General features: G+C 72.7%; 22 protein-coding genes and 2 pseudogenes. 15 read left to right on the top strand and 9 right to left on the bottom strand.

Going from position 1 to position 20,895, the window contains the following annotated elements; translation table 11 throughout:
• The first annotated feature begins 91 nt into the window (after positions 1 to 91).
• Complete coding sequence (locus ABD350_RS09515; protein WP_344347405.1) at positions 92 to 1,309, top strand: alpha/beta hydrolase; 1,218 nt, start codon at positions 92 to 94, stop codon at positions 1,307 to 1,309.
• A gap of 66 nt (positions 1,310 to 1,375) precedes the next feature.
• Positions 1,376 to 2,224, top strand: coding sequence for a DUF4429 domain-containing protein (locus ABD350_RS09510; protein ID WP_344347404.1), 849 nt, complete (start codon positions 1,376 to 1,378; stop codon positions 2,222 to 2,224).
• Positions 2,225 to 2,247: 23 nt separating this feature from the next.
• On the opposite strand, the gene ABD350_RS09505 is transcribed toward ABD350_RS09510, so the two are convergent.
• Together ABD350_RS09505 and ABD350_RS09500 are read right to left on the bottom strand one after the other, a co-directional pair.
• Positions 2,248 to 3,264, bottom strand: a complete 1,017-nt coding sequence (locus ABD350_RS09505; protein ID WP_344347403.1) for an aldo/keto reductase — start codon at positions 3,262 to 3,264, stop codon at positions 2,248 to 2,250.
• Positions 3,261 to 3,725: a MerR family transcriptional regulator gene (locus ABD350_RS09500; RefSeq protein ID WP_344347402.1), complete on the bottom strand. Its 465-nt coding sequence runs from the start codon at positions 3,723 to 3,725 to the stop codon at positions 3,261 to 3,263. The genes ABD350_RS09505 and ABD350_RS09500 overlap by 4 nt, the downstream gene beginning before the upstream one ends.
• A 97-nt stretch (positions 3,726 to 3,822) precedes the next feature.
• Between ABD350_RS09500 and ABD350_RS09495 the strand changes: the two genes are divergently transcribed.
• Together ABD350_RS09495 and ABD350_RS09490 are read left to right on the top strand one after the other, a co-directional pair.
• Positions 3,823 to 4,317, top strand: coding sequence for a GNAT family N-acetyltransferase (locus ABD350_RS09495; RefSeq protein WP_344347401.1), 495 nt, complete (start codon positions 3,823 to 3,825; stop codon positions 4,315 to 4,317).
• A gap of 19 nt (positions 4,318 to 4,336) precedes the next feature.
• Positions 4,337 to 5,158, top strand: coding sequence for a serine hydrolase domain-containing protein (locus ABD350_RS09490; RefSeq protein WP_344347400.1), 822 nt, complete (start codon positions 4,337 to 4,339; stop codon positions 5,156 to 5,158).
• Between the two features lie 23 nt (positions 5,159 to 5,181).
• Here the strand turns inward: ABD350_RS09490 and ABD350_RS09485 are convergent, their stop codons facing one another.
• Positions 5,182 to 5,841, bottom strand: a complete 660-nt coding sequence (locus tag ABD350_RS09485) for a pirin family protein (RefSeq protein WP_344347399.1) — start codon at positions 5,839 to 5,841, stop codon at positions 5,182 to 5,184.
• A 103-nt stretch (positions 5,842 to 5,944) separates the two neighbouring features.
• Between ABD350_RS09485 and fasR the strand changes: the two genes are divergently transcribed.
• The 5 genes from fasR (at position 5,945) to fabF (ending at position 10,911) form a co-directional block, all read left to right on the top strand.
• Positions 5,945 to 7,150 carry a fatty acid biosynthesis transcriptional regulator FasR gene (gene fasR / locus ABD350_RS09480; RefSeq protein WP_344347397.1) on the top strand — a complete coding sequence of 402 codons (1,206 nt, stop codon included), beginning with the start codon at positions 5,945 to 5,947 and terminating at the stop codon, positions 7,148 to 7,150.
• 89 nt (positions 7,151 to 7,239) lie between these two features.
• On the top strand, positions 7,240 to 8,166 hold the full coding sequence (locus tag ABD350_RS09475) for an ACP S-malonyltransferase (protein WP_344347396.1): 927 nt from the start codon (positions 7,240 to 7,242) through the stop codon (positions 8,164 to 8,166).
• A 10-nt stretch (positions 8,167 to 8,176) separates the two neighbouring features.
• Positions 8,177 to 9,208: a ketoacyl-ACP synthase III gene (locus ABD350_RS09470; protein ID WP_344347395.1), complete on the top strand. Its 1,032-nt coding sequence runs from the start codon at positions 8,177 to 8,179 to the stop codon at positions 9,206 to 9,208.
• A gap of 81 nt (positions 9,209 to 9,289) precedes the next feature.
• Complete coding sequence (locus ABD350_RS09465) at positions 9,290 to 9,538, top strand: acyl carrier protein (protein ID WP_030604530.1); 249 nt, start codon at positions 9,290 to 9,292, stop codon at positions 9,536 to 9,538.
• Positions 9,539 to 9,648: 110 nt separating this feature from the next.
• Positions 9,649 to 10,911, top strand: a complete 1,263-nt coding sequence (gene fabF, locus ABD350_RS09460) for a beta-ketoacyl-ACP synthase II (RefSeq protein ID WP_344347394.1) — start codon at positions 9,649 to 9,651, stop codon at positions 10,909 to 10,911.
• Between the two features lie 77 nt (positions 10,912 to 10,988).
• On the opposite strand, the gene ABD350_RS09455 is transcribed toward fabF, so the two are convergent.
• On the bottom strand, positions 10,989 to 11,483 hold the full coding sequence (locus tag ABD350_RS09455) for a DUF3145 domain-containing protein (RefSeq protein ID WP_344347393.1): 495 nt from the start codon (positions 11,481 to 11,483) through the stop codon (positions 10,989 to 10,991).
• A gap of 256 nt (positions 11,484 to 11,739) precedes the next feature.
• Here ABD350_RS09455 and ABD350_RS09450 point away from each other — a divergent pair, with 256 nt between their 5' ends.
• A complete protein-coding gene (locus ABD350_RS09450) occupies positions 11,740 to 12,624 on the top strand; it encodes an SGNH/GDSL hydrolase family protein (RefSeq protein ID WP_344347391.1) in 885 nt (294 codons plus the stop codon).
• 14 nt (positions 12,625 to 12,638) lie between these two features.
• Positions 12,639 to 13,619, top strand: coding sequence for an aldose epimerase family protein (locus ABD350_RS09445; protein WP_344347389.1), 981 nt, complete (start codon positions 12,639 to 12,641; stop codon positions 13,617 to 13,619).
• Between the two features lie 88 nt (positions 13,620 to 13,707).
• Here the strand turns inward: ABD350_RS09445 and ABD350_RS09440 are convergent.
• The 3 genes and pseudogenes from ABD350_RS09440 to ABD350_RS09430 all read right to left on the bottom strand — a co-directional run.
• Positions 13,708 to 14,004 (bottom strand): annotated as a pseudogene (locus ABD350_RS09440) (fibronectin type III-like domain-contianing protein); the annotation flags it as partial.
• 195 nt (positions 14,005 to 14,199) lie between these two features.
• On the bottom strand, positions 14,200 to 15,006 hold the full coding sequence (locus ABD350_RS09435; protein ID WP_344347388.1) for an EI24 domain-containing protein: 807 nt from the start codon (positions 15,004 to 15,006) through the stop codon (positions 14,200 to 14,202).
• 39 nt (positions 15,007 to 15,045) lie between these two features.
• Entirely contained in the window at positions 15,046 to 15,483 is a 438-nt protein-coding gene (locus ABD350_RS09430) for a MarR family winged helix-turn-helix transcriptional regulator (protein ID WP_344347387.1), read from the bottom strand.
• An 88-nt stretch (positions 15,484 to 15,571) separates the two neighbouring features.
• Here ABD350_RS09430 and ABD350_RS09425 point away from each other — a divergent pair, with 88 nt between their 5' ends.
• Together ABD350_RS09425 and ABD350_RS09420 are read left to right on the top strand one after the other, a co-directional pair.
• A complete protein-coding gene (locus ABD350_RS09425; RefSeq protein WP_344347386.1) occupies positions 15,572 to 16,576 on the top strand; it encodes an NADP-dependent oxidoreductase in 1,005 nt (334 codons plus the stop codon).
• Positions 16,577 to 16,670: 94 nt separating this feature from the next.
• Complete coding sequence (locus tag ABD350_RS09420) at positions 16,671 to 17,090, top strand: organic hydroperoxide resistance protein (protein ID WP_344347385.1); 420 nt, start codon at positions 16,671 to 16,673, stop codon at positions 17,088 to 17,090.
• Positions 17,091 to 17,159: 69 nt separating this feature from the next.
• On the opposite strand, the gene ABD350_RS09415 is transcribed toward ABD350_RS09420, so the two are convergent.
• On the bottom strand, positions 17,160 to 17,693 hold the full coding sequence (locus ABD350_RS09415) for a hypothetical protein (RefSeq protein WP_344347384.1): 534 nt from the start codon (positions 17,691 to 17,693) through the stop codon (positions 17,160 to 17,162).
• Positions 17,694 to 18,365: 672 nt separating this feature from the next.
• A pseudogene (locus ABD350_RS37935) lies at positions 18,366 to 18,419 on the bottom strand (hypothetical protein); the annotation flags it as partial.
• 200 nt (positions 18,420 to 18,619) lie between these two features.
• Here ABD350_RS37935 and ABD350_RS09410 point away from each other — a divergent pair.
• Together ABD350_RS09410 and ABD350_RS09405 are read left to right on the top strand one after the other, a co-directional pair.
• On the top strand, positions 18,620 to 19,783 hold the full coding sequence (locus ABD350_RS09410) for a mandelate racemase/muconate lactonizing enzyme family protein (protein WP_344347383.1): 1,164 nt from the start codon (positions 18,620 to 18,622) through the stop codon (positions 19,781 to 19,783).
• On the top strand, positions 19,780 to 20,784 hold the full coding sequence (locus ABD350_RS09405; protein ID WP_344347381.1) for a zinc-dependent alcohol dehydrogenase: 1,005 nt from the start codon (positions 19,780 to 19,782) through the stop codon (positions 20,782 to 20,784). The genes ABD350_RS09410 and ABD350_RS09405 overlap by 4 nt, the downstream gene beginning before the upstream one ends.
• The last annotated feature ends 111 nt before the right edge of the window (positions 20,785 to 20,895 follow it).

The raw sequence follows: 20,895 nt of genomic DNA, 5'->3' as shown, positions 1-20,895 counted from the left end.
GACGCCGGCTCCCTGACCACCGCCCGCCGAAACGTGATCCCCCTCACTCGGTTACCCCGCACCCCGCTCGCTCTCCTAGTGTGTCCTCCCAGTGACTTCCTTCGACACCTCCCCACAGCTCAGCATCTGGCGCGCCCTGCTCGCACTGGCCGTGGTGTTCGTGATGCTCGCGACCACCGGCTGGACCGCCCTGCGCACCCACCGGGAGTCGTCGGCGCTCGCGGCCTCGCTCACCGAGTGGCGGCACGGTCACCTCCACGGCCTGCGGCTGCCGGATCCCGACGCCGCACCGGCCCGGCTCGCCCGCTTCTTCGGCTCGCTCACCCCGGGCGACCGCGACCGGCTGGCCCGCCGCTATCCGCTCGCGGTCGGCAATATGAACGGCGCCCCGGTCGCCCTGCGCTACCGGGCCAACCACCTCGCGCTGGAGCAGGCCCGCAGGACCGAGCGCGCCCGGATGCACGACAGCCGGCTGAGCACGGCGGGCCAGCAGGACGCGGGCCGGCGGATGCACCGCTACGCATCCCTGCTCGGCGAAGGCCGGCAGATCCTGGCCTTCGACCCCGAGGGCTCCGGCCGCATCGCCGAGGTGTTCGGCGACCTCGCCACCGCCCGGCGGGTCTCGGTCGTCGTCCCCGGCGTCGACACCGACCTGCTCACCTTCCAGCGCACCAGCCGCCCCTACAGCGCCCCGGTCGGCATGGCCAAGGCGCTCTACGCGGCCGAGCGCGCGGCGCGCCCCTCGACCCGTACGGCCGTGATCGCCTGGGCCGACTACACCTCCCCCGACGGGCTCGGGGTGGACGCGGCCACCGGACTGCGCGCCGAGGAGGGCGCCGTACGGCTGAACGCGCTGCTGCGCGCCCTGCCCGGCCGGGCCCCGGTGTCGATGTTCTGCCACAGCTACGGCTCGGTGCTCTGCGGGGTCGCCGCGCGCGACATGCCCCGCCGGGTCGCCGACCTCGCGGTGGCCGCGAGCCCCGGCATGCGTGCCGCCAGCGCCGCCGACCTCGGCACCACGGCCCGGGTGTGGGCCATGCGGGACGCCACCGACTGGGTGCGCGATGTGCCCTATCTGGAGCTGGGCGGCCTCGGCCACGGCGCCGACCCGGTGTCCTCGGGGTTCGGCGCGCGGGTGCTGTCGGCCCGGGACGCCGAGGGGCACAGCGGTTACTTCGAGCCCGGCACGGACAGCCTGCGCAATCTCGCCGACATCGGGGTGGGCGCGTACGGCGAGGTGACGTGCGCACGAGAGGACGATGCGTGCCGGTCCGGTCTGTCCGGCACGCCGACGGCCCAACGCGCGTAGAAACAGCAGGAAGTGCGGTCTGCGCGGGTGGCGACGGAGGGACACGTGCCGCATACGATGAGCCGCATGGGTGACGTACTGGCGGGATTTCATGCCGTCTGGGAGTTCGAGTCCGACTCCGTGCTCATCCGTTACGAACGGGGGATTCGAACACCGAAGCTGCTCCAGGCGCTGGGCGAGCGCCGCATCCCGCTGGCCGCGGTCGAGGGCGTGACCCTCGGCCGGGGCCGGCGCGGGACGGTCGTCCTGCGCCTGCGACCGCGCCCCGGCGCCGATCCGCTGATGGAGGCGGCCGACGGGCAGCTGAAGGAGGGCTCCGACCCCTACCGGCTGGTGCTGGCGGCCGAGCGGGAGACCCTCGCCGAGTACTACGCCGACGAGCTGAAGGGGCTGCTCACCGAGCCCGGCCCCGCCGACCGGCACCTGGTCGCGGCGCCCGAGGCCCCCCTGCACTTCAAGGCCTACGACGGCAAGGCCTCCTTCGACGGCACGTCCGTGCAGTTCCGCTGGTCCTGGACGGGGGCGTCCTCGACGAAGTGGAAGGCCGGCGACCAGAGCTTCGCGGTGGCCGAGCTGAGCGGGGTGGAGTGGCGCTCCCCGGAGGTCTTCGAGGGTCACCTGCGGCTGATCCGGCGGTCGGCCGGCCCGGCGGCGCCCGCGCAGCCCGACCAGGACCCGGCGGCCGTCGTCTTCGGACTGGGCTACGGCCCGGTGCACGAGTCGCTGCCGTTCGCCGCGGCGGTGCTGGCCGCCGTACGCACCCGGGGGCCGGTACCCGTGATACCGGCCCCGGCCCGGCGCGACCCCGCCGACATCGCCGAACGCATCCGGCACCTCGGCGAACTGCACCAGGCCGGGCTGGTCACCGACGAGGAGTTCTCCAGCAAGAAGGCGGAACTGCTCGCGGAGCTGTGAGGAGCGCCCGGCCGGGCGGGTCGTTACTCCCGGCCCGCCGACGCGAACCGCATGTCCGGGTAGCGGTCGCCGGCCACCCGGGAGGCGATCGGCTCCAGGGCGGCCAGCTCCTCCTCGGTCAGGGTGATACGGGTCGCCGCCACGTTCTCCGCCACCCGCTCCGGCTTGCGGGTGCCCGGGATCGGCACCACGGTCAGGCCGGCGACCGACGCCCGCTGCTGCGCCCAGGCCAGCGCGATCTGGCCCAGAGTGGCGCCGCGGGCCTCGGCGATCGCCCGGATCGGCTCCAGCAGGGCCGCGTTGGCGGCCGCGTTGGCACCGGTGAAGCGGGGCTGCTGACGGCGGAAGTCGCCGGCCGTCAGGTCCTGCTCGGCGTTGGTGAAGGAGCCGGTGAGGAAACCGCGGCCGAGCGGCGAGTACGGCACCAGGGCCACGCCCAGGTCCCGCGCGGCCGGTACGACCCGGGCCTCGATGTCCCGGCTGAACAGGGACCATTCCGACTGCACGGCCGCGATCGGATGCACGGCGCAGGCGGCGCGCAGCTCGTCGGCGGTGACCTCGCTGAGCCCCAGGTGCTTGACCTTGCCCTCGCGGACCAGCTCCGCCATCGTGCCGACGGTCTCCTCGATGGGGACGTTCACATCGCGGCGGTGCATGTAGTAGAGGTCGATCACATCGACGTCCAGCCGCTTCAGGCTGGCCTCGACCGCCTCGCGGATGTAGGGGGCGTCGTTGCGGATGATGCGCTTGGTCGGCTCGTCCGGCGGGATGGACAGGGCGAACTTGGTGGCGATGACCACCTCGTCCCGGTGCGCCTTGAAGAACGGCGAGAGGAACCGCTCGTTCTCCCCGGCGCCGTAGGCGTCCGCCGTGTCGTACAGCGTGACGCCCAGCTCCAGGGCACGGTCCAGCGCGGCACGGGCCTGACCGGCGTCCGTCGGGCCGTAGCCGAAGTTCATGCCCATGCAGCCGAGGCCCTGCACACCGACCTGCGGCCCGTCCGCGCCGAGCCGTACCGTCGGAATCCTGGCGTCGGTCATCGAGTGGTCCCCTCCGTGGCGTAAAAACTGATCTTGCGGTCGAGTACGGCGAGCGTGTCGCGCAGTTCGGCGATCCGGTTCAGGACGTCCCGGCGGGTCGACTCCAGCAGGGCCCGCCGCTCCGCGTAGGTGTCCTCCCCCTCCCGGACCAGCTCCGCGTACCGGACCATGTCCGCCACCGGCATGCCGGTCAGCCGGAGCTTGGTCACGAAGTCCAGCCAGTCCAGGTCGCGGTTGCGGTAGCGGCGCTGGCCGGTGTGCGAGCGGTCGACGTGCGGCATCAGCCCGATCCGCTCGTACCAGCGCAGGGTGTGCGCGGTCAGACCGGTGAACGCGACGACCTCGCTGATCGTGTAGCGGTCCTGGCCGTCGGGGCGGGGGTGGCGCCGGGGAGGGGCGGAGCAGATGTCGGCGGGGGCGGCGTGCTCCGTGGCCGCCGGCGTGGTCTGCATCACCGTCATGCCCCCACGCTATGGCGTTGGAGTGCACTCCAAGCAAGCCGATCAGGTAAGAAAATCCCCAGGACCGGGCGGGGCGGTGGTGGTTAGCCTGCGCCCCATGAGTCTTGTACGGCGGGCCCGGCCCGAGGATGCCGGGGAAGTGCTGCGACTGCGCCAGGTCATGATCGATTCCCTGTGGGGCGACGGGGGCGACGGTGGCGGCGGGGGTGCCGGGCCCGCCGACTGGCAGGCCGAGTCGGTGCCGGTGCTGCGCGAACGGCTCGCGGCTCGGGACGGGGACTTCGCCGCGTTCGTGGTGGACCACCCCGGCCGGCCGGGGACGCTGGCCGCGCTGGTCGCGGGGACCGTGGAGTACCGCATAGGCAAGCCCGGCAATCCGCGGGGCCGGGTCGGGTACGTCTTCAGCGTGGCGACCGACCCGGACGCCCGCAGGCGGGGCTACGCGCGCGCGTGCATGCAGGAGCTGCTGGCCTGGTTCCGGGCGCGCGGCGCCGGACACGTGCTGCTCAACGCCTCGCCGCAGGCCGAGCCGCTGTACGCCTCGCTCGGCTTCACGCGGGATGCGGACCCGTCGATGCGGCTGCCGCTGTGAGCCGCATAGGCTCGGACGCATGTCGTTGCAGAGCCTGGCGCTGATCGAGAACTGGCCCGTCCCCACCGCGGCGGCGGGAGTCGTACGAGCCGACGGGACCGTCCTCGGGACGCGCGGCCCCCTCGCGCACCGCTTCCCGCTGGCCTCCGTCACCAAGCCACTGGCGGCCTACGCGGCGCTCGTCGCCTACGAGGAGGGCGCGATCGAGCTGGACGAGCCGGCCGGTCCGCCCGGGGCGACGGTCCGTCATCTCCTCGCGCACACCTCGGGACTGGCCTTCGACGAGCACCGGGTGACGGCCCCGCCCGGGGACCGGCGGCTGTACTCCAACGCCGGGTTCGAGCAGCTCGGGGACCACATCGCCAAGGCGACGGACATCCCGTTCGCGGAGTACCTGCGCCAGGCCGTGCTGGAGCCGCTGGGCATGACGGCCACGTCGCTGGAGGGCTCGCCGGCGAAGGACGGGGTGTCGACGGTCGAGGACCTGCTGCGGTTCGCGGCGGAGGTGCAGGCGCCCCGGCTGCTGGATCCGCGCACGGTGGCGGCGGCGATGACCGTGCAGTACCCGGGGACCAAGGGCGTCCTGCCCGGGTACGGGCACCAGAACCCGAACGACTGGGGCCTGGGCTTCGAGATCCGCGACGGCAAGTCCCCGCACTGGACGGGCACCTTGTCCTCGCCGCGCACGTTCGGGCACTTCGGGCAGTCCGGTACGTTCCTGTGGATCGACCCCGACGCCGGGGCGGCCGGGGTCGCCCTGACCGACCGCGCGTTCGGCCCCTGGGCGATCGAGGCGTGGCCGGCCCTGACGGACGCGGTCCTCGCCGAACTGCGCGGCTGACAGGGGCCACCGGCCCGCGGGGGTTACGGCGTCATCTCCCACAGCAGCAGGTCCGCCGGGGCCGACGCCAGCGCCTCGAGCCCCTCGGCACCGGTGATCCGTGCCGCGTCGCCGGGGCCCAGCTCCGCCCCGGCCAGCCGGACCGTGCCGCGCACCACATGGACGTACACCCGTGGCGCGTCCGGCACCGCCGTCCGCTCCCTGGGCCCCAGCCGCCGTACGTGCAGCACCGCGCCCGCGGCCGGAACCGGGTACCGGACGGGACCCCCGGCGGCCGGGACCAGGGTGTAGGACGGGGTGCCGCCGGGCTCCCGGGGGGTCAGCCACATCTGGAGGAAGGTCAGCGGGGCCGGACCGTCGTTGCGTTCCACGTGCCGCACGCCCGCCGCCGCGCTCAGGTGCTGCACGTCCCCGGGGCCGACCCGGGTCTCGCGCCCGGTGGAGTCGCGGTGGGTCAGCTCGCCCTCGACGACCCAGGTGACGATCTCGGTGTGGCTGTGCGGGTGCTCGTCGAACCCGGCGCCGGGGGCCAGCCGCTCCTCGTTGCAGGCGATCAGCGCCCCGAAGCGCAGGTTGTCGGGGTCGTAGTGCGGTCCGAAGGAGAAGGCGTGCCGGGTGTCGATCCCGGCCTGCGGGTCCCCTCCGCGGTAGCGCTCACCGGCGCGCCGTACATCCGTCGTCACGTCCCCCACGGTAGCCCCGCCGCCCCCGCCCGCCGGGGCCGGGCCGCCGGTCACCGCCCCCCGGCGGCGCGGGGGCCCGTCCGGATAAGGCACTCTTGTCCCCGTGCCCGAACCCGAATCCCACCACGGTGACCCCGCAGTCCGTCACATCCACCCGCACGCCGCGACCCTGAAGCGGCTGGAGAAGTCCTCCGGGAGTCTCGCCGCGCAGGCCATCGCGCGCATGGACGAGACCCTGCCGTGGTACCGGGCCATGCCCCCGGAGAACCGTTCCTGGATCGGACTCGTCGCCCAGGCGGGCATCGCGGCCTTCACCGAGTGGTTCCGGCGCCCGGACGCCCCCCAGGCGATCTCCACCGACGTCTTCGGGACGGCGCCGCGGGAGCTGACCCGGGCCATCACGCTGCGGCAGACCGTGGAGATGGTGCGCACCACCATCGAGGTCATGGAGTCCGCCATCGACGAGGTGGCCGCCCCGGGCGACGAGAGCGTGCTGCGCGAGGCGCTGCTGGTGTACGCCCGGGAGATCGCGTTCGCCACCGCCCAGGTCTACGCCCAGGCCGCCGAGGCACGCGGTGCCTGGGACGCCCGGCTGGAGTCGCTGGTGGTGAACGCCGTGCTGAGCGGGGAGGCCGACGAGGGCGCCGTCAGCCGGGCCGCCGCGCTCGGCTGGAACTCGCCGGAACACGTGTGCGTGGTGCTCGGCACCGCGCCCGACGGGGACAGCGAGCTGACCGTGGAGGCCATCCGGCGGGCCGCCCGGCACGCCAAGCTCCAGGTACTCACCGGGGTGCTCGGCGACCGGCTGGTGGTCGTCGCGGGCGGCAGCGACAACCCGCTGGCCGTCGCCCGCTCGCTGATCGGGCCGTTCGCCGCCGGACCGGTCGTCGCGGGCCCCGTCGTCCCCGATCTGCTGGCCGCCACCCGCTCCGCGCAGGCCGCCGCCGCCGGACTGAAGGCGTGCACCGCCTGGCAGGACGCGCCGCGGCCGGTGCTCGCCGACGATCTGCTCCCGGAGCGCGCCATCGCGGGCGACCCGAGCGCCCGTGAGCAACTGGTGGAGGAGATCTACAGACCGCTGGAGGAGGCCGGCTCGGCGCTACTGGAAACGCTGAGTGTCTACCTGGAGCAGGCCAGCAGTCTCGAAGGCGCGGCGAGAATGCTCTTCGTTCACCCGAACACCGTGCGCTACCGGCTCCGACGTGTGACTGACGTCACCGGCTGGTCCCCCTCGGATGTAAGATCCGCGTTCACACTACGGATTGCGCTCATCCTGGGGCGTCTGGCCGATGGTGAACCCCAGACATAAGGTTTTGTCGGGGCTCCACAAAAGCCCTACGTGTTCTTCGTCCCTGTCCCCACGGGCGGCCCCCGCCGTCCCCAAGAGAGAGTGTGAGAGTGCTCGTACTCGTCGCTCCCGGCCAGGGCGCCCAGACGCCCGGCTTCCTGACTCCCTGGCTCGACCTGCCCGGTGCCGCGGACCGCGTGGCCGCCTGGTCGGACGCCATCGGACTGGACCTCGTCCACTACGGCACCCAGGCCGACGCCGACGCCATCCGCGACACCGCCGTGGCGCAGCCGCTGCTGGTCGCCGCCGGACTGCTGTCCGCCGCGGCACTGGGTGACATGTCCGAGATCGCGCCGGGCGCGGTCGCGGGCCACAGTGTCGGCGAGATCACCGCCGCGGCCTTCGCGGGCGTCCTGGACGACACGGCCGCCCTCGGCCTCGTCCGCAAGCGCGGCCTGGCCATGGCCGACGCCGCCGCGGTCACCGGGACCGGGATGGCGGCGCTGCTCGGCGGCGACCCCGAGACCACCGTCCCGCACCTGGAGAAGCTGGGCCTGACCCCGGCGAACATCAACGGCGCGGGCCAGATCGTCGCCGCGGGCACGCTGGAGCAGCTGGCCGCGCTGAACGAGGACAAGCCCGAGGGCGTCCGCAAGGTCGTCGCGCTGAAGGTGGCCGGCGCCTTCCACACCCACCACATGGCCCCGGCCGTGGAGACCCTGGAGAAGGCCGCGGCCGAGCTGTCGCCCGCCGACCCGAAGGTGACCTACGTCTCCAACAAGGACGGCCGGGCCGTCGCCTCCGGCGCCGAGGTGCTCCAGCGGCTGGTCGGCCAGGTCGCCAACCCGGTCCGCTGGGACCTGTGCATGGAGACCTTCAAGGAGCTGGGGGTCACCGCGATCGTCGAGGTGTGCCCGGGCGGCACCCTGACCGGCCTGGCCAAGCGGGCCCTGCCCGGTGTCGCGACGCTGGCCCTGAAGACCCCCGACGACCTCGAAGCGGCCCGTGCTCTGCTCGCAGAGCACGCCGGCGCCTAAGGAGCCGTACATGGCGAAGATCACGCCCAGTAAGGGCGCCCCGTACGCGCGCATCCTCGGTGTCGGCGGCTACCGGCCGACCCGGGTGGTGCCGAACGAGGTCATCCTGGAGAAGATCGACTCGTCCGACGAGTGGATCCGCTCCCGCTCCGGCATCGAGACCCGGCACTGGGCCGGTCCCGAGGAGACCGTGGCCGCGATGGCCATCGAGGCCTCCGGCAAGGCGATCGCGGCCGCCGGCATCGACGCCGAGCGGATCGGCGCGGTGGTCGTCTCCACCGTCTCGCACTTCAGCCAGACCCCGGCCATCGCCACCGAGATCGCCGACAAGCTCGGCACCGCCAAGGCCGCCGCCTTCGACATCTCGGCCGGCTGCGCGGGCTTCGGCTACGGCCTCACGCTCGCCAAGGGCATGGTGGTGGAAGGTTCCGCCGAGTACGTGCTGGTGATCGGCGTCGAGCGGCTGAGCGACCTCACCGACCTGGAGGACCGGGCCACCGCCTTCCTGTTCGGTGACGGCGCCGGCGCGGTCATCGTGGGCCCCGCGCAGGAGCCGGGCATCGGCCCGACGGTGTGGGGCTCCGAGGGCGACAAGGCCGCGACGATCAAGCAGACCGTCCCCTGGGACCGTTTCCGGGTCGGCGACCTGTCCCGGCTGCCCGTCGACAGCGAGGGCAACATCAAGTTCCCTGCGATCACGCAGGAGGGCCAGGCGGTGTTCCGCTGGGCCGTGTTCGAGATGGCGAAGGTCGCCCAGCAGGCGCTGGACGCGGCCGGAATCACCGCGGACGACCTGGACGTCTTCATCCCGCACCAGGCCAATGTGCGGATCATCGACTCGATGGTGAAGACACTGAAGCTGCCGGAGCACGTCACGGTCGCCCGTGACATCCGCACCACCGGCAACACCTCGGCCGCCTCGATCCCGCTCGCGATGGAGCGGCTCCTGGCGACCGGGGAGGCGAAGAGCGGCGACACCGCGCTCGTCATCGGATTCGGGGCGGGTCTCGTCTACGCCGCCACGGTCGTTACCCTCCCCTAGGCACTCCGTGCCGGATCACACGGTCCGGTTCGGATACAAATGCCGTTAACCCGTCTGGAATATCAAGAAGGAGCGCCTGACATGGCCGCCACTCAGGAAGAGATCGTCGCCGGTCTCGCCGAGATCGTGAACGAGATCGCCGGGATCCCGGTCGAGGACGTCAAGCTGGACAAGTCCTTCACCGACGACCTGGACGTCGACTCGCTGTCCATGGTCGAGGTCGTCGTCGCCGCCGAGGAGCGCTTCGACGTGAAGATCCCGGACGAGGACGTCAAGAACCTCAAGACCGTCGGCGACGCGACCGACTACATCCTCAAGCACCAGGCCTGAGGCCACCGCGTAGGCCGCGTGTAGCAAGGCCCCGCCACCCGGCGGTGGCGCCGTAATCCCCGCACCGGCGGGGGTAGTCCTCCCCCGTATCCGTTGGAGAAAGAATTCCCGTGAGCCCGACCAATCGCACCGTGGTCGTCACCGGTATCGGCGCAACCACACCGCTGGGTGGCGACGCAGCCTCGACCTGGGAGGCCCTGGTCGCCGGCACGTCCGGTGTCAGCCTGCTGGAGCAGGAGTGGGCGACGGACATGCCGGTCCGTATCGCCGCGCAGATCGCCGTGGAGCCGGGCGAGATCATCCCCCGGCCGCAGGCCCGCAAGCTGGACCGGTCCGCGCAGTTCGCGCTGATCGCCGCTCAGGAGGCCTGGAAGGACGCCGGTTTCACCGCCAAGGCCGGGGTGGACTCGTCCGTGAACCCCGACCGTCTCGGTGCGGTCATCGCCTCCGGCATCGGCGGCGTGACGACCCTGCTGGACCAGTACGACGTGCTCAAGGAGAAGGGCGTACGCCGCGTCTCCCCGCACACCGTGCCGATGCTGATGCCCAACTCCCCGGCGGCCAACGTCGGGATCGAGCTGGGTGCCCGCGCCGGTGTGCACACCCCCGTCTCTGCCTGCGCCTCGGGCGCGGAGGCCATCGGGTACGCGATCGAGATGATCCGCACCGGGCGTGCGGACGTGGTCGTGGCCGGTGGTACCGAGGCCGCCATCCACCCGCTGCCCATCGCCGCGTTCGGCAACATGATGGCGATGTCCAAGAACAACGACGACCCGCAGGGCGCCTCGCGTCCCTACGACGCCGGCCGCGACGGCTTCGTGCTCGGCGAGGGCGCCGGTGTGATCGTCCTGGAGTCCGAGGAGCACGCGAAGGCCCGCGGTGCCCGGATCTACGCCGAGGCGGTCGGACAGGGCATCTCCGCCGACGCCCACCACATCACGCAGCCGGAGCCGTCCGGCAACGGCATCGCGCACGCGCTGCAGAACCTGCTGGACAACACGGATCTGAAGCCGGCCGAGATCGTGCACGTCAACGCGCACGCCACGTCCACGCCGCAGGGCGACGTGGCCGAGATCAAGGCGCTGCGGAAGGTGCTCGGCGACGACGTCGACCACATGGCGATCTCCGCGACCAAGTCGATGACGGGGCATCTGCTGGGCGGCGCCGGTGGTGTGGAGACCGTCGCGTCGATCCTGGCGCTGGTGAACCGTACGGCTCCGCCGACCATCAACCTGGAGAACCTCGACCCCGAGGTCAACGCGGACATCGTCCGGGGTGAGGCGCGGGCGCTGCCGGAGGGCCGGATCGCCGCGCTGAACGACTCGTTCGGGTTCGGTGGCCACAACGTGGTGCTGGCGTTCCGTACGGTCTGAGTTCCTTTGACGCTCGAATGGCCCGGTCTCCTGGTGTGGAGACCGGGCCATCGTCGTCGGCCCCCTCGCGGGGCGCGCTACACCACCTGGTGCAGCCAGCGGACCGGGGCGCCCTCGCCCGCGTATCGGAACGGTTCCAGTTCGTCGTCCCAGGGCTTGCCCAGGAGCTTGGCGATCTCGGCCTCCAGGTCGGTCTCGCCGCGCCGGGAGCGGGTCAGGGCGGCGCGCAGGCGGTCCTCGGGGATCAGGATGTCGCCGTGGAGGCCGGTGACGGCGTGGAAGATGCCGAGGTCGGGTGTGCAGCTGTAGCGCTCGCCCTCGGCGGTCGGGCAGGGCTCGGCGGTGACCTCGAACCGCAGCAGGTGCCAGCCGCGCAGCGCGGAGGCGAGCTTGGAGGCGGTGCCGGCCTGGCCCTGCCAGGAGAACTCCGAGCGCCAGGTGCCGGGGGACGCGGGCTGCCGGATCCAGTCGAGGCTGACGCGCGTGCCGAGCACCCCGGCGATGGCCCACTCGACATGCGGGCACAGCGCGCGCGGCGCGGAGTGCACGTACAGAACTCCACGTGTCGTCACCGGAACCTCCGGGCAGAGCGGGACATCTTGCGGACTGGCTGGGCGGCAGTGGCACGACGGCCGCGTTGATGGCGAGGCTACCTTGCGACGGGGCAAGGAGTGTGACGTACCGTCGGTCCCGGCGCCAGGAAACCGCCGCCATTCACCCAGGGGGACGCTTGTACGGGGACCGGCCGTTCCCGGGACGCCGGGCCGGGAACCCTCAGTCGTTGTCCTAGGGGGAGAGCCGGACCGTCGAGCGAGGGGAACAGCAGGGATGCGCAAGCGAAGCCACCGTGTGCGAGCCGCCCTCGCCGCCGTCGCGGCCGCGGTGCTGGGGGTCGCCGGATGCCAGGGCGCGGGCGGTGGTTCGCCGGCGGCAAAGGGCACGAAGGCGCGCGCGCCCCGGCCGCCGGTGTGGGACACCAGCCCGGACTCGGTCGCGGCGGTGGGCGATTCCATCACCCGCGGGTTCGACGCGTGCACGGTGCTGTCGGACTGTCCGGAGGCCTCCTGGGCGACGGGCAGCGACGCGGCGGTGGAGAGTCTCGCGGTGCGGCTGCTGGGGGCGGCCGGGGCGGCGGAGCGCAGCTGGAACTACGCGGTGACCGGGGCCCGGATGGCCGATCTGCCGGGGCAGATGGCGCAGGCCGTGGCCCGCCGCCCGGAGTTGGTGACGGTGATGGCCGGCGGGAACGACGCCTGCCGGACCACGGCATCGGCGATGACGCCGGTGGCCGACTTCCGCGCGGGCTTCGAGGAGGCGATGCGCACGCTGCGCTCGGCGCTGCCGAAGACGCAGGTGTACGTGTCGAGCGTGCCGAACCTGAAGCGGCTGTGGTCCGAGGGCCGGACGAACGTGCTGGGCAAGCAGGTGTGGAAGCTGGGCATCTGCCCGTCGATGCTGGCCGACGCGGACGATCTGACCAGCGCGGCGACGCTGCGCCGGGAGTCCGTGCAGCAACGGGTGGTGGAGTACAACGAGGTGCTGAAGGAGGTCTGCGCCAAGGACCGCCGCTGCCGCTTCGACGGGGGCGCGGTGTACGACTACCGCTTCGGCACGGACCAGCTGAGCCACTGGGACTGGTTCCACCCCAGCAAGGACGGGCAGGCGCGGCTCGCGGAGATCGCGTACCGAAAGGTCACGGCGTCGCGTCCGTGACCTAGTGTTTCCTCATGAACGAACTTTTCGGCACACTTCCCGACGGCACTCCGGTGCACCGGTGGACGCTGGAGCGCGGCGGGGTGCGGGTGCGGGTGCTGTCGTACGGCGGGATCGTGCAGTCGGCCGAGGTTCCGGACCGGGCCGGGCGGACGGCGGACGTGGTGCTGGGCTTCCCGGACCTGGAGGGCTATCTGCGGCATCCGGAGCCGTATCTGGGCGCCGTGATCGGCCGGTACGCGAACCGGATCGCGGGCGGCCGCGTCCCGCTGGACGGCCGGACGTACCAGGTGACGCGCAACGAGGGCGCCAACTGCCTGCACGGCGGGGAGCGTGGCTTCGACAAGCACGTGTGGGAGGTGGCGCCGGTGGAGCACGGGCTGCGGCTGAGCCGGGACAGCCCCGACGGCGAGGAGGGGTTCCCGGGGCGGCTGTCGGTGACGGTGACGTACACGCTGACGGCGTCGGGGGCGCTGCGGATCGGCTACGAGGCGGTCACCGACGCGCCGACCGTCGTGAACCTGACCAACCACACGTACTGGAACCTGGAGGGCGCGGGGTCCGGTGACACCGGCGGGCACGAGCTGCGGCTGGCCGCGTCCCGGTACACACCGGTGGGCGCGGACCTGATTCCGGTGGGGGCGCCGGCGGACGTGGCGGGCACCCGTCTCGACTTCCGTGCGGCCCGCCCGACGGGCTCCGGCTACGACCACAACTTCGTCCTGGACAAGGGCGTGACCCGGGAACCCGAGGAGGTGGCGGAGCTGTACGCCCCGGTCTCCGGCCGCATCCTGACGGTGGCGACGACCGAGCCGGGCCTCCAGCTCTACACCGGCGACCACCTGTCCGGCCCGTTCCCGCCGAACGCCGGCACCGCCCTGGAGACCCAGCACTTCCCGGACTCCCCCAACCGCCCGGACTTCCCCACCACGACCCTGCGTCCCGGCGAGGTCTACCGCTCGGAGACGGTGTACGGCTTCGGGGTGCGCGACTGAGAGCGGTGAGCCCCGGTCCAGGGGTCAGGTCCCGGACCGGGGCTGTTCGTGGGGGACTTCGTCCGCGGTGGGCGGGGAGCGTCCCGGATCAGACGTTAATCGGTGCGGTGCGCCGACGACCGGTGATCGAGCGGCCGGCGGAGATCTCGTACGAACCCTTCACATACGCCCACGTCTTCGTGGTCTCGTCCCACACCTCGAAGGCGCGGCGGGGCAGTTCGACGGTGGCCTCGGCGCTTTCGCCGGGGCCGGCCCCGGCGGAGGCGAAGGCGGCCGGGCGGCGGGCCGGACGGTCCGGGCCGGGCTCGGCCCAGTCGGTGCAGCCGAGTCCGTGGCCGAAGGGGTACGTGGGGGTGCGGCCGGCCCGGTCCCAGACGCGGTAGCCCGCCTGCCGGTACAGCGGGGTGCCGGGGCCTGCGACCCGGGCGAAGGTGGAGACGACGAACAGGGTCGTCTTGGGGTTGAGGACATTGGTGCTGTCGCGGACGATCATCGCGAAGTCGGCCCCGGGGCGATCACGGCGAGGACCGTGACGACGGCGACGGCGAGCAGCCGGGTCACGGGGTGGCGTCCTCGGTGGTCACGGGGTGGCGTCCTCGGTGTCGGGCCGCCCGCCGGGGGCGGCGGAGTCGTCGCCGGCGTTCTCCTCGCCCAGCAGGTCACGGGCGAGGAGCGTGGCGCCCGCGACCGCGCCCGGCATCAGGAACACGGCGACGAACGGCACCAGGAAGGCCAGGCCCAGCGGTGTGCCGAATCCCCAGACCAGCGTCTTGCGGGAGCGCAGCAGGGCGAGCCGGGCGCGCAGGTCGACGTTCCGGCGCTGGAGGGCCACGGCGGCGAGTTCCTCGGTGAGGAAGAAACCGGTGACGAAGAAGCCGATCACGGGCACGACGGTCTGCCCGACGAACGGCAGGAAGCCGAGGGCGAAGAGCAGGACGCCCCACAGTCCGGCCCGGACCAGGACGCGCAGGCTGTCCCGGGCCGAGATCCACAGTTCGCGCCAGAGCGGCCGGCCGGACTCGGGAGCGGTGCCGTCGGGCGAGACGTCGGCGTCGACCCGCTCGGAGAGGGACTCGTAGAAGGGCTGGCCGACCAGCAGGGTGACGGCCGTGAAGGTGAGCACGGCCAGCAGCAGGCCGAGCGCGAACAGGACGGCCGTCAGGAAGCCGCGGAACAGGCCCCGCCAGGGGCTGGACCAGTCGTCGGCGAACGGGGTGGCCCAGCCGACGGCGTCCTCGCCCCACAGGGCGAGCGCGACCAGCGCGGCGGCGTACAGCACCAGTGTGATCAGCCCGGGCAGCAGGCCGAAGCCGTACCGGCGGCCGTGCCGGGTCACCCACCGCTGGCCCTTGAGGAGATAACCGAAACCCACCCCGAGATCGCGCATGCGCAGGACTTTACTGGCTCGGCGGGGCCGGGCGCGGGCTCAGGTCCCGAGCATGCGGCGCAGCAGGTCGCGCAGGGAGCGGCGCTCCTCCTCGGACAGCCCCGCGAGGGGTTCGCGGGCGAACTGCAGGCCCTCGCGCAGGTCCCGGGCCACCGCGCGGCCCTGCTCGGTGGCGGCGGCCACCTTCACCCGGCGGTCGGCCGGGTCGGGGCGGCGCTCCACCAGCCCCCGGGACTCCAGCCGGTCCACGATCCCGGTCACGTTCGACGGCTCGCACTTCAGCTTCTGGGCCAGCTTGCGCATGGGCAGCGGCTCCAGGGAGAGCAGACTGAGCAGCCGGGCCTGCGGGCCGGTCAGGGTGTGCTCGCCCGCCGCCTCCTCGTAGTCCGCGTAGAAACGGGCCACGACCTCGCCGATCAGCTCAAGGACCTCCCGGGTGAGGGGGTCGGGGCGGCGGGCGTTCGATGGGGTGGACATGCCCGCCAGGATACCCGGTTACTTGACATCCTGAAATATTTAGGCGCATGGTTGTTTCAGGTACTGAAGTATCACGAAAGGCTCTGTCATGATCAACCGCGAATGGCACCTCCTCAGCCGTCCCGTCGGCTGGCCGAAGCCCGAGGACTTCGCGCTCGTCGAGTCACCCGTCCCGACCCCGGGCGAGGGCCAGGTGCTGGTGCGGAACAAGTACCTCTCCGTCGACCCGTACATGCGCGGCCGGATGAGCGCCGCCAAGTCGTACGCCGCCCCCTTCGAGCTGGGCAAGGTCATGCAGGGCGGCGCGGTCGGCGAGGTGATCGAGTCCAAGGCCGAGGGCATCGAGCCCGGCGACCACGTCCTGCACTTCTTCGGCTGGCGCGAGTACGCGGCCGTGGACGCGAAGAACGCCGTCAAGGTCGGCACGGGCGCCGAGGGCGTGCCGCTGTCGGCGTACCTCGGCGTGCTCGGCATGACCGGCCTGACCGCCTACGCCGGTCTGCTGCGCACCGCCTCCTTCAAGGAGGGCGACAGCCTGTTCGTGTCGGGCGCGGCCGGCGCCGTGGGCAGCCAGGTGGGCCAGATCGCCAAGCTCAAGGGCGCCTCCCGGGTCATCGGCTCGGCCGGGTCCGACGAGAAGGTCCGGCTGCTGGTGGACGAGTACGGCTTCGACGCCGCGTTCAACTACAAGAACGGCCCCGTGGCCGAGCAGCTGCGGCAGGCGGCGCCCGACGGCATCGACGTGTACTTCGACAACGTCGGCGGGGACCACCTGGAGGCGGCCATCGGGTCGCTCAACCAGGGCGGCCGGGTCGCGGTCTGCGGCATGATCTCGGTCTACAACAACACCGAGCCCGCGCCCGGCCCGAGGAACCTCGCCCGGCTGATCCAGACCCGCGGCCGGATCGAGGGCTTCCTGGTCGGCGACCACTACGACCTCCAGCCGCAGTTCGTCCAGGAGGTCGGCCCGTGGGTGGCCTCGGGCGCGCTGAAGTACCGCGAGACCGTGGTCGAGGGCATCGAGAACAACCTGGAGGCGTTCCTCGGAGTCCTGCGCGGCGACAACATCGGCAAGATGGTCGTCAAGCTCTAGCCTTCCCGGTTTTTTCGCCATGCGGTAACTTCTTTCCGAAATCCGGTGGCGATCGTGGGCGCGAGTCGCCGCGGACCGAGGAGGAAGACAACGCATGCCCATCACGCAGTCCGACGTCCTGTACACCGCCGTCGCCACCGCCGAGAACGGCCGTGACGGCCGGGTCGCCACCGACGACGGCAAGCTCGACGTCGTCGTCAACCCGCCCAAGGAGATGGGCGGCAGCGGCGCCGGCACCAACCCCGAGCAGCTGTTCGCCGCGGGGTACAGCGCCTGCTTCCAGGGGGCGCTGGGGGTCGTCGCCCGGCAGGAGGGCGCCGACATCTCCGGGTCGACGGTCACCGCCAAGGTCGGCATCGGCAAGAACGACGACGGGTTCGGGATCATCGTGGAGATCTCCGCGAACATCCCGAACGTCGACGCGGCGACCGCGAAGAGCCTGGTGGAGAAGGCGCACCAGGTGTGCCCGTACTCCAAGGCGACCCGGGGCAACATCACCGTGACCCTGGTCTGACCCCCGTCGTCGGCCACGGCGCAGCCGCATCCTTGGACGTGGGATGCGGCTGCGCCGTCTTCGTACCGCTCAGGAGCACCACCACAGGAAGCGGTCGCAGGATCTGACGGGCGAGGGCCCGGAGGTGGGGGCGGAGGTCGTCGGGTCCGGCGTGGGGGCGGTGGTGGCGGGCCCGGTGGGAGCCGGGGCGGTCGAGGCCGTCGGCGGTGTACCGGAGCCCGTGGCCCCCGTGGTGGCCGACTGCCCTGCCTCGCCGGACTCCCCCGGCGAAGCGGAAGCGGAATCCTTGCCGCCCGAGCCGCCCGGGTCGCCCGGGTCGCCCGTGTCGTCCTGGTCGCCCGTGCCCGCCGCCGACGGCGAGGCGAAGGCGGAGCCCGGGGCCGAGGCGTCCGGGGAGCCGGAGGCCGCGCCCGGGACGGCGGCGGAGCTCACCCCGGCCGGTCCGGCCGTACGGCCCGGAGCGCCGGAACCGGAATCGTCCTCCGCCTCGGTCTCCCCGGCGGTGGCCGAAGGGTCGTCGGCGAAGGGCGAGAAGGGCGCGTCCGTACCGAGCTCCGCCAGACTGAGCCCGCCGGCCGCGAGCACGAACCCGGCGACGACCACGAGGATCCGCCGCCGCCGACGCCGGTGCCCGGCGGCCTTGCGCTCCCGCCGCCCCCGCTCGGCCCGGGCCCCGGCCCGCCCGCCGACGGGGGTGAGGCCACCGGCGGCACCTTCACCGGGGCGCCCGTCAGCGGAGGGCCCTTCAACGGGGTGCCCTGTAGGGGTGGGGACGCCGGCACCCTCACCGAAAGGCGGACGGTCATCCCCGCCGGAGGTGCGCCCGTCACCAGCGGAGGTGCGCCCGTCACCGCCGGACACATGGCCGTCACCGGCGAACTCCCAGCCCGTTCCGCCGAGTTCACCGCCGTCCCCGGCCGAGTCGCGGCCCGGCCCGGCGGGCGCCGAGTCGCCCCCAACGGACGCGAGGCCGTCCTCGACGGACCCCCAACCGTCCCGCACGGACCCCCAACCGCCCTCCACGGGCCCGTGGCCGGCCCCGGCGGGCCCGTACCCGGAGCCGCAGTCCTCGTCGGAACGCACGCCGCCGCCCGGGTGTGCCCGCCCGTTCCCGGCAGGCTCCCCGTGGCCCGTGGCGGGTGCCCGGCCCGGCAGGCCGCTTCCGGTGGGTCCGTAGCCGCCCCCGTCCGTCCCCGCCCCACCCCCGGCGTCCCGGGGTGTCCCGCCCGCACCGTACGCGTCGTCGCCGTGGCCGGAGGCGGGTGTGCCGCAGCCGGGGCAGGCCAGGGCGCCGTTCAGGTGGCGTCGGCAGGGGTGGCAATAGTCCATGACGCGGGAAGACTAGAGTCCGCGCGGGCCGGGTTCCAGGCGTGGCTGTGAAGGTTCGGTGCGGGAGCGGAAGGCGTCCCGGACGCCTTGCCGAAACCGTTACCTGTTCGACCCATTGACACCTCCGCCGCCCCGTCCTTACTGTCACGCCAGCATTTCGAACGTGTGACGAAATACCGAACAGCTGAGGGGCAACTGCCGTGCGCATCACCGGAATCAGCACACACGTGGTCGGCACGCCGTGGCGCAACCTGACCTACGTCCAGGTGCACACCGACGAGGGGATCACCGGAGTCGGCGAGACCCGGATGCTCGGGCATACGGACGCGCTGATCGGCTATCTGCGGGAGGCCGAGGTCAACCACATTCTCGGCTCGGACCCCTTTGCCGTCGAGGACCTGGTGCGCCGTATGAAGTACGGCGACTACGGCCGCGCCGGCGAGATCGTGATGTCCGGCATCGCGGTGGTCGAGATGGCGTGCTGGGACATCAAGGGCAAGGCGCTGGGCGTGCCGGTGTGGCAGCTGCTCGGCGGAAAGGTCACCGACAAGGTCAAGGCGTACGCCAACGGGTGGTACACCACCGAGCGCACGCCGGAGGCGTACCACAAGGCCGCGCAGGGGGTCGTGGAGCGCGGCTACAAGGCGCTGAAGATCGACCCGTTCGGCACCGGCCACTTCGAGCTGGACCACCAGCAGACCCTGTACGCCGTCTCGCTCATCGAGGCCGTACGGGACGCCATCGGCCCGGACGCGGAGCTGATGCTGGAGATGCACGGCCGCTTCTCCCCCGCCACCGCCGTCCGGCTGGCCAAGGAGATGGCGCCGTTCAAGCCGGCCTGGCTGGAGGAGCCGGTGCCGCCGGAGAACCTGAAGGCGCTGGAGAAGGTCGCCGCCAAGGTCGACATCCCGGTGGCCACCGGCGAGCGCATCCACGACCGGATCGAGTTCCGCGAGCTGTTCGACAGCCAGGCCGTGGACATCATCCAGCCCGACGTCGGCCACATCGGCGGCATCTGGGAGACCCGCAAGCTCGCCGCCACCGCCGAGACCCACTACATGCTGGTCGCCCCGCACAACGTCGGCGGCTCCGTGCTCACCGCCGCCTCCCTCCAGGTCGGCTTCACCTCCCCGAACTTCAAGATCCTCGAACACTTCAACGACTTCGCGGACGCGGAGATCAAGAAGGTGGTCAAGGGCGCCCCGCAGGTGAACCCGGAGGACGGCTGCTTCCACCTCTCCGACGCGCCGGGTCTCGGTGTCGAGCTGGACGTCGACGCGGCGGCCGAGTTCCCACAGCAGCGGGCCCACTTCGACCTGTGGGCCGAGGGCTGGGAGAAGCGCAATCCGAAGGACGCCCAGTGAGTTCACAGGTCCTGGTCGAGGCGCCGGGCGTGCACCGGGTCGAGGCCCACACGCCGCGTAAGCCCGGCCCCGGCGAGGCGCTGGTGGCCGTGCACGCGGTCGGCATCTGCGGCAGCGACCGCGAGGTGTACCAGGGCAACCGGCCCGAGGGGTACGTCAGTTACCCGCTCGTGCCCGGGCACGAGTGGTCGGGCACGGTGACGGCGGTGGGGGCCGGGGTGCCCGCGTCGCTGGCCGGCCGCAAGGTGGTCGGCGAGGGCTTCCGCAACTGCCAGGTGTGCGACCGCTGTCACGCGGGCGAGACCACGCTGTGCACCGCCGGGTACGAGGAGACCGGGTTCACCCGGCCGGGCGCCATGGCGGCCACCCTCACCCTGCCCGCCCGGCTGCTGCACGTGCTGCCGGACGACGCCGACCTCACCGCCGCCGCGCTGCTGGAGCCGGCCGCCTGTATCGCCGCCGCCGCGCTGAAGGCGAACGCCCGGCCGGGCGAGCGGGTCGCGGTGGTGGGCACCGGCACCCTCGGGATGTTCGCCGTGCAGTTCCTCGCGGCGGGTTCACCGGCCGAGCTGCTGGTGGTGGGCACCCGCGACGACCGGGAGGCGCTGGCCCGGCGGTTCGGGGCGAGCGACTTCCGGCTGAGGAGCCAGGAGCTGCCCGACGGCTTCGACGTGGTGATCGAGACCGCCGGGTCCGCCTCCGCCGCCCGTACCGCCGCCGCGCTGCTGCGGCGCGGCGGGCGCCTGGTCCTCACCGGGATCCCGGCACCGGGCGCGGACGGGCTCGACCCGACCGATCTGGTCGTACGGCAGCTGGAGGTGCACACCGTCTTCGGGGCGCCGCCGGACGCCTGGGCGTACGCCGTGCGGGTGTTCGGTGCCGGACTGCTGGACCCGCTGCCGCTGGTCACGCACGAGGTGCCGCTGACCGACTTCCCGCGGGCCATCGAGCTGGTGGGCGCCGGCGATCCCGCCGTGGGCAAGGTGCTGCTCCGCCCCTGACCGTACGCCGGCCGGGGGGTGCCCTGACCACGCCCCGGCCGGCGTACACCCACGCTTTTCCGTTACCCAGAGCCGCGACCCTTGTCCGACATACCGAACACGAAGGACAGC

Source organism: Streptomyces nogalater, assembly GCF_039532885.1.
GTDB lineage: Bacteria > Actinomycetota > Actinomycetes > Streptomycetales > Streptomycetaceae > Streptomyces > Streptomyces nogalater.
The sequence above is the reverse complement of the archived record's forward strand: the minus strand, read 5'-3'. Positions and strand labels throughout refer to the sequence as shown.

Coding starts and splice junctions, on each gene's coding strand:
- ABD350_RS09490 (WP_344347400.1), top strand. CDS start 4,337: ATGTCGTTGCAGAGCCTGGCGCTGATCGAGAACTGGCCCGTCCCCACC.
- ABD350_RS09435 (WP_344347388.1), bottom strand. CDS start 15,006: ATGCGCGATCTCGGGGTGGGTTTCGGTTATCTCCTCAAGGGCCAGCGG.
- ABD350_RS09450 (WP_344347391.1), top strand. CDS start 11,740: ATGCGCAAGCGAAGCCACCGTGTGCGAGCCGCCCTCGCCGCCGTCGCG.
- ABD350_RS09510 (WP_344347404.1), top strand. CDS start 1,376: ATGGGTGACGTACTGGCGGGATTTCATGCCGTCTGGGAGTTCGAGTCC.
- ABD350_RS09430 (WP_344347387.1), bottom strand. CDS start 15,483: ATGTCCACCCCATCGAACGCCCGCCGCCCCGACCCCCTCACCCGGGAG.
- ABD350_RS09445 (WP_344347389.1), top strand. CDS start 12,639: ATGAACGAACTTTTCGGCACACTTCCCGACGGCACTCCGGTGCACCGG.
- ABD350_RS09495 (WP_344347401.1), top strand. CDS start 3,823: ATGAGTCTTGTACGGCGGGCCCGGCCCGAGGATGCCGGGGAAGTGCTG.
- ABD350_RS09420 (WP_344347385.1), top strand. CDS start 16,671: ATGCCCATCACGCAGTCCGACGTCCTGTACACCGCCGTCGCCACCGCC.
- ABD350_RS09470 (WP_344347395.1), top strand. CDS start 8,177: ATGGCGAAGATCACGCCCAGTAAGGGCGCCCCGTACGCGCGCATCCTC.
- ABD350_RS09465 (WP_030604530.1), top strand. CDS start 9,290: ATGGCCGCCACTCAGGAAGAGATCGTCGCCGGTCTCGCCGAGATCGTG.
- ABD350_RS09500 (WP_344347402.1), bottom strand. CDS start 3,725: ATGACGGTGATGCAGACCACGCCGGCGGCCACGGAGCACGCCGCCCCC.
- ABD350_RS09505 (WP_344347403.1), bottom strand. CDS start 3,264: ATGACCGACGCCAGGATTCCGACGGTACGGCTCGGCGCGGACGGGCCG.
- ABD350_RS09425 (WP_344347386.1), top strand. CDS start 15,572: ATGATCAACCGCGAATGGCACCTCCTCAGCCGTCCCGTCGGCTGGCCG.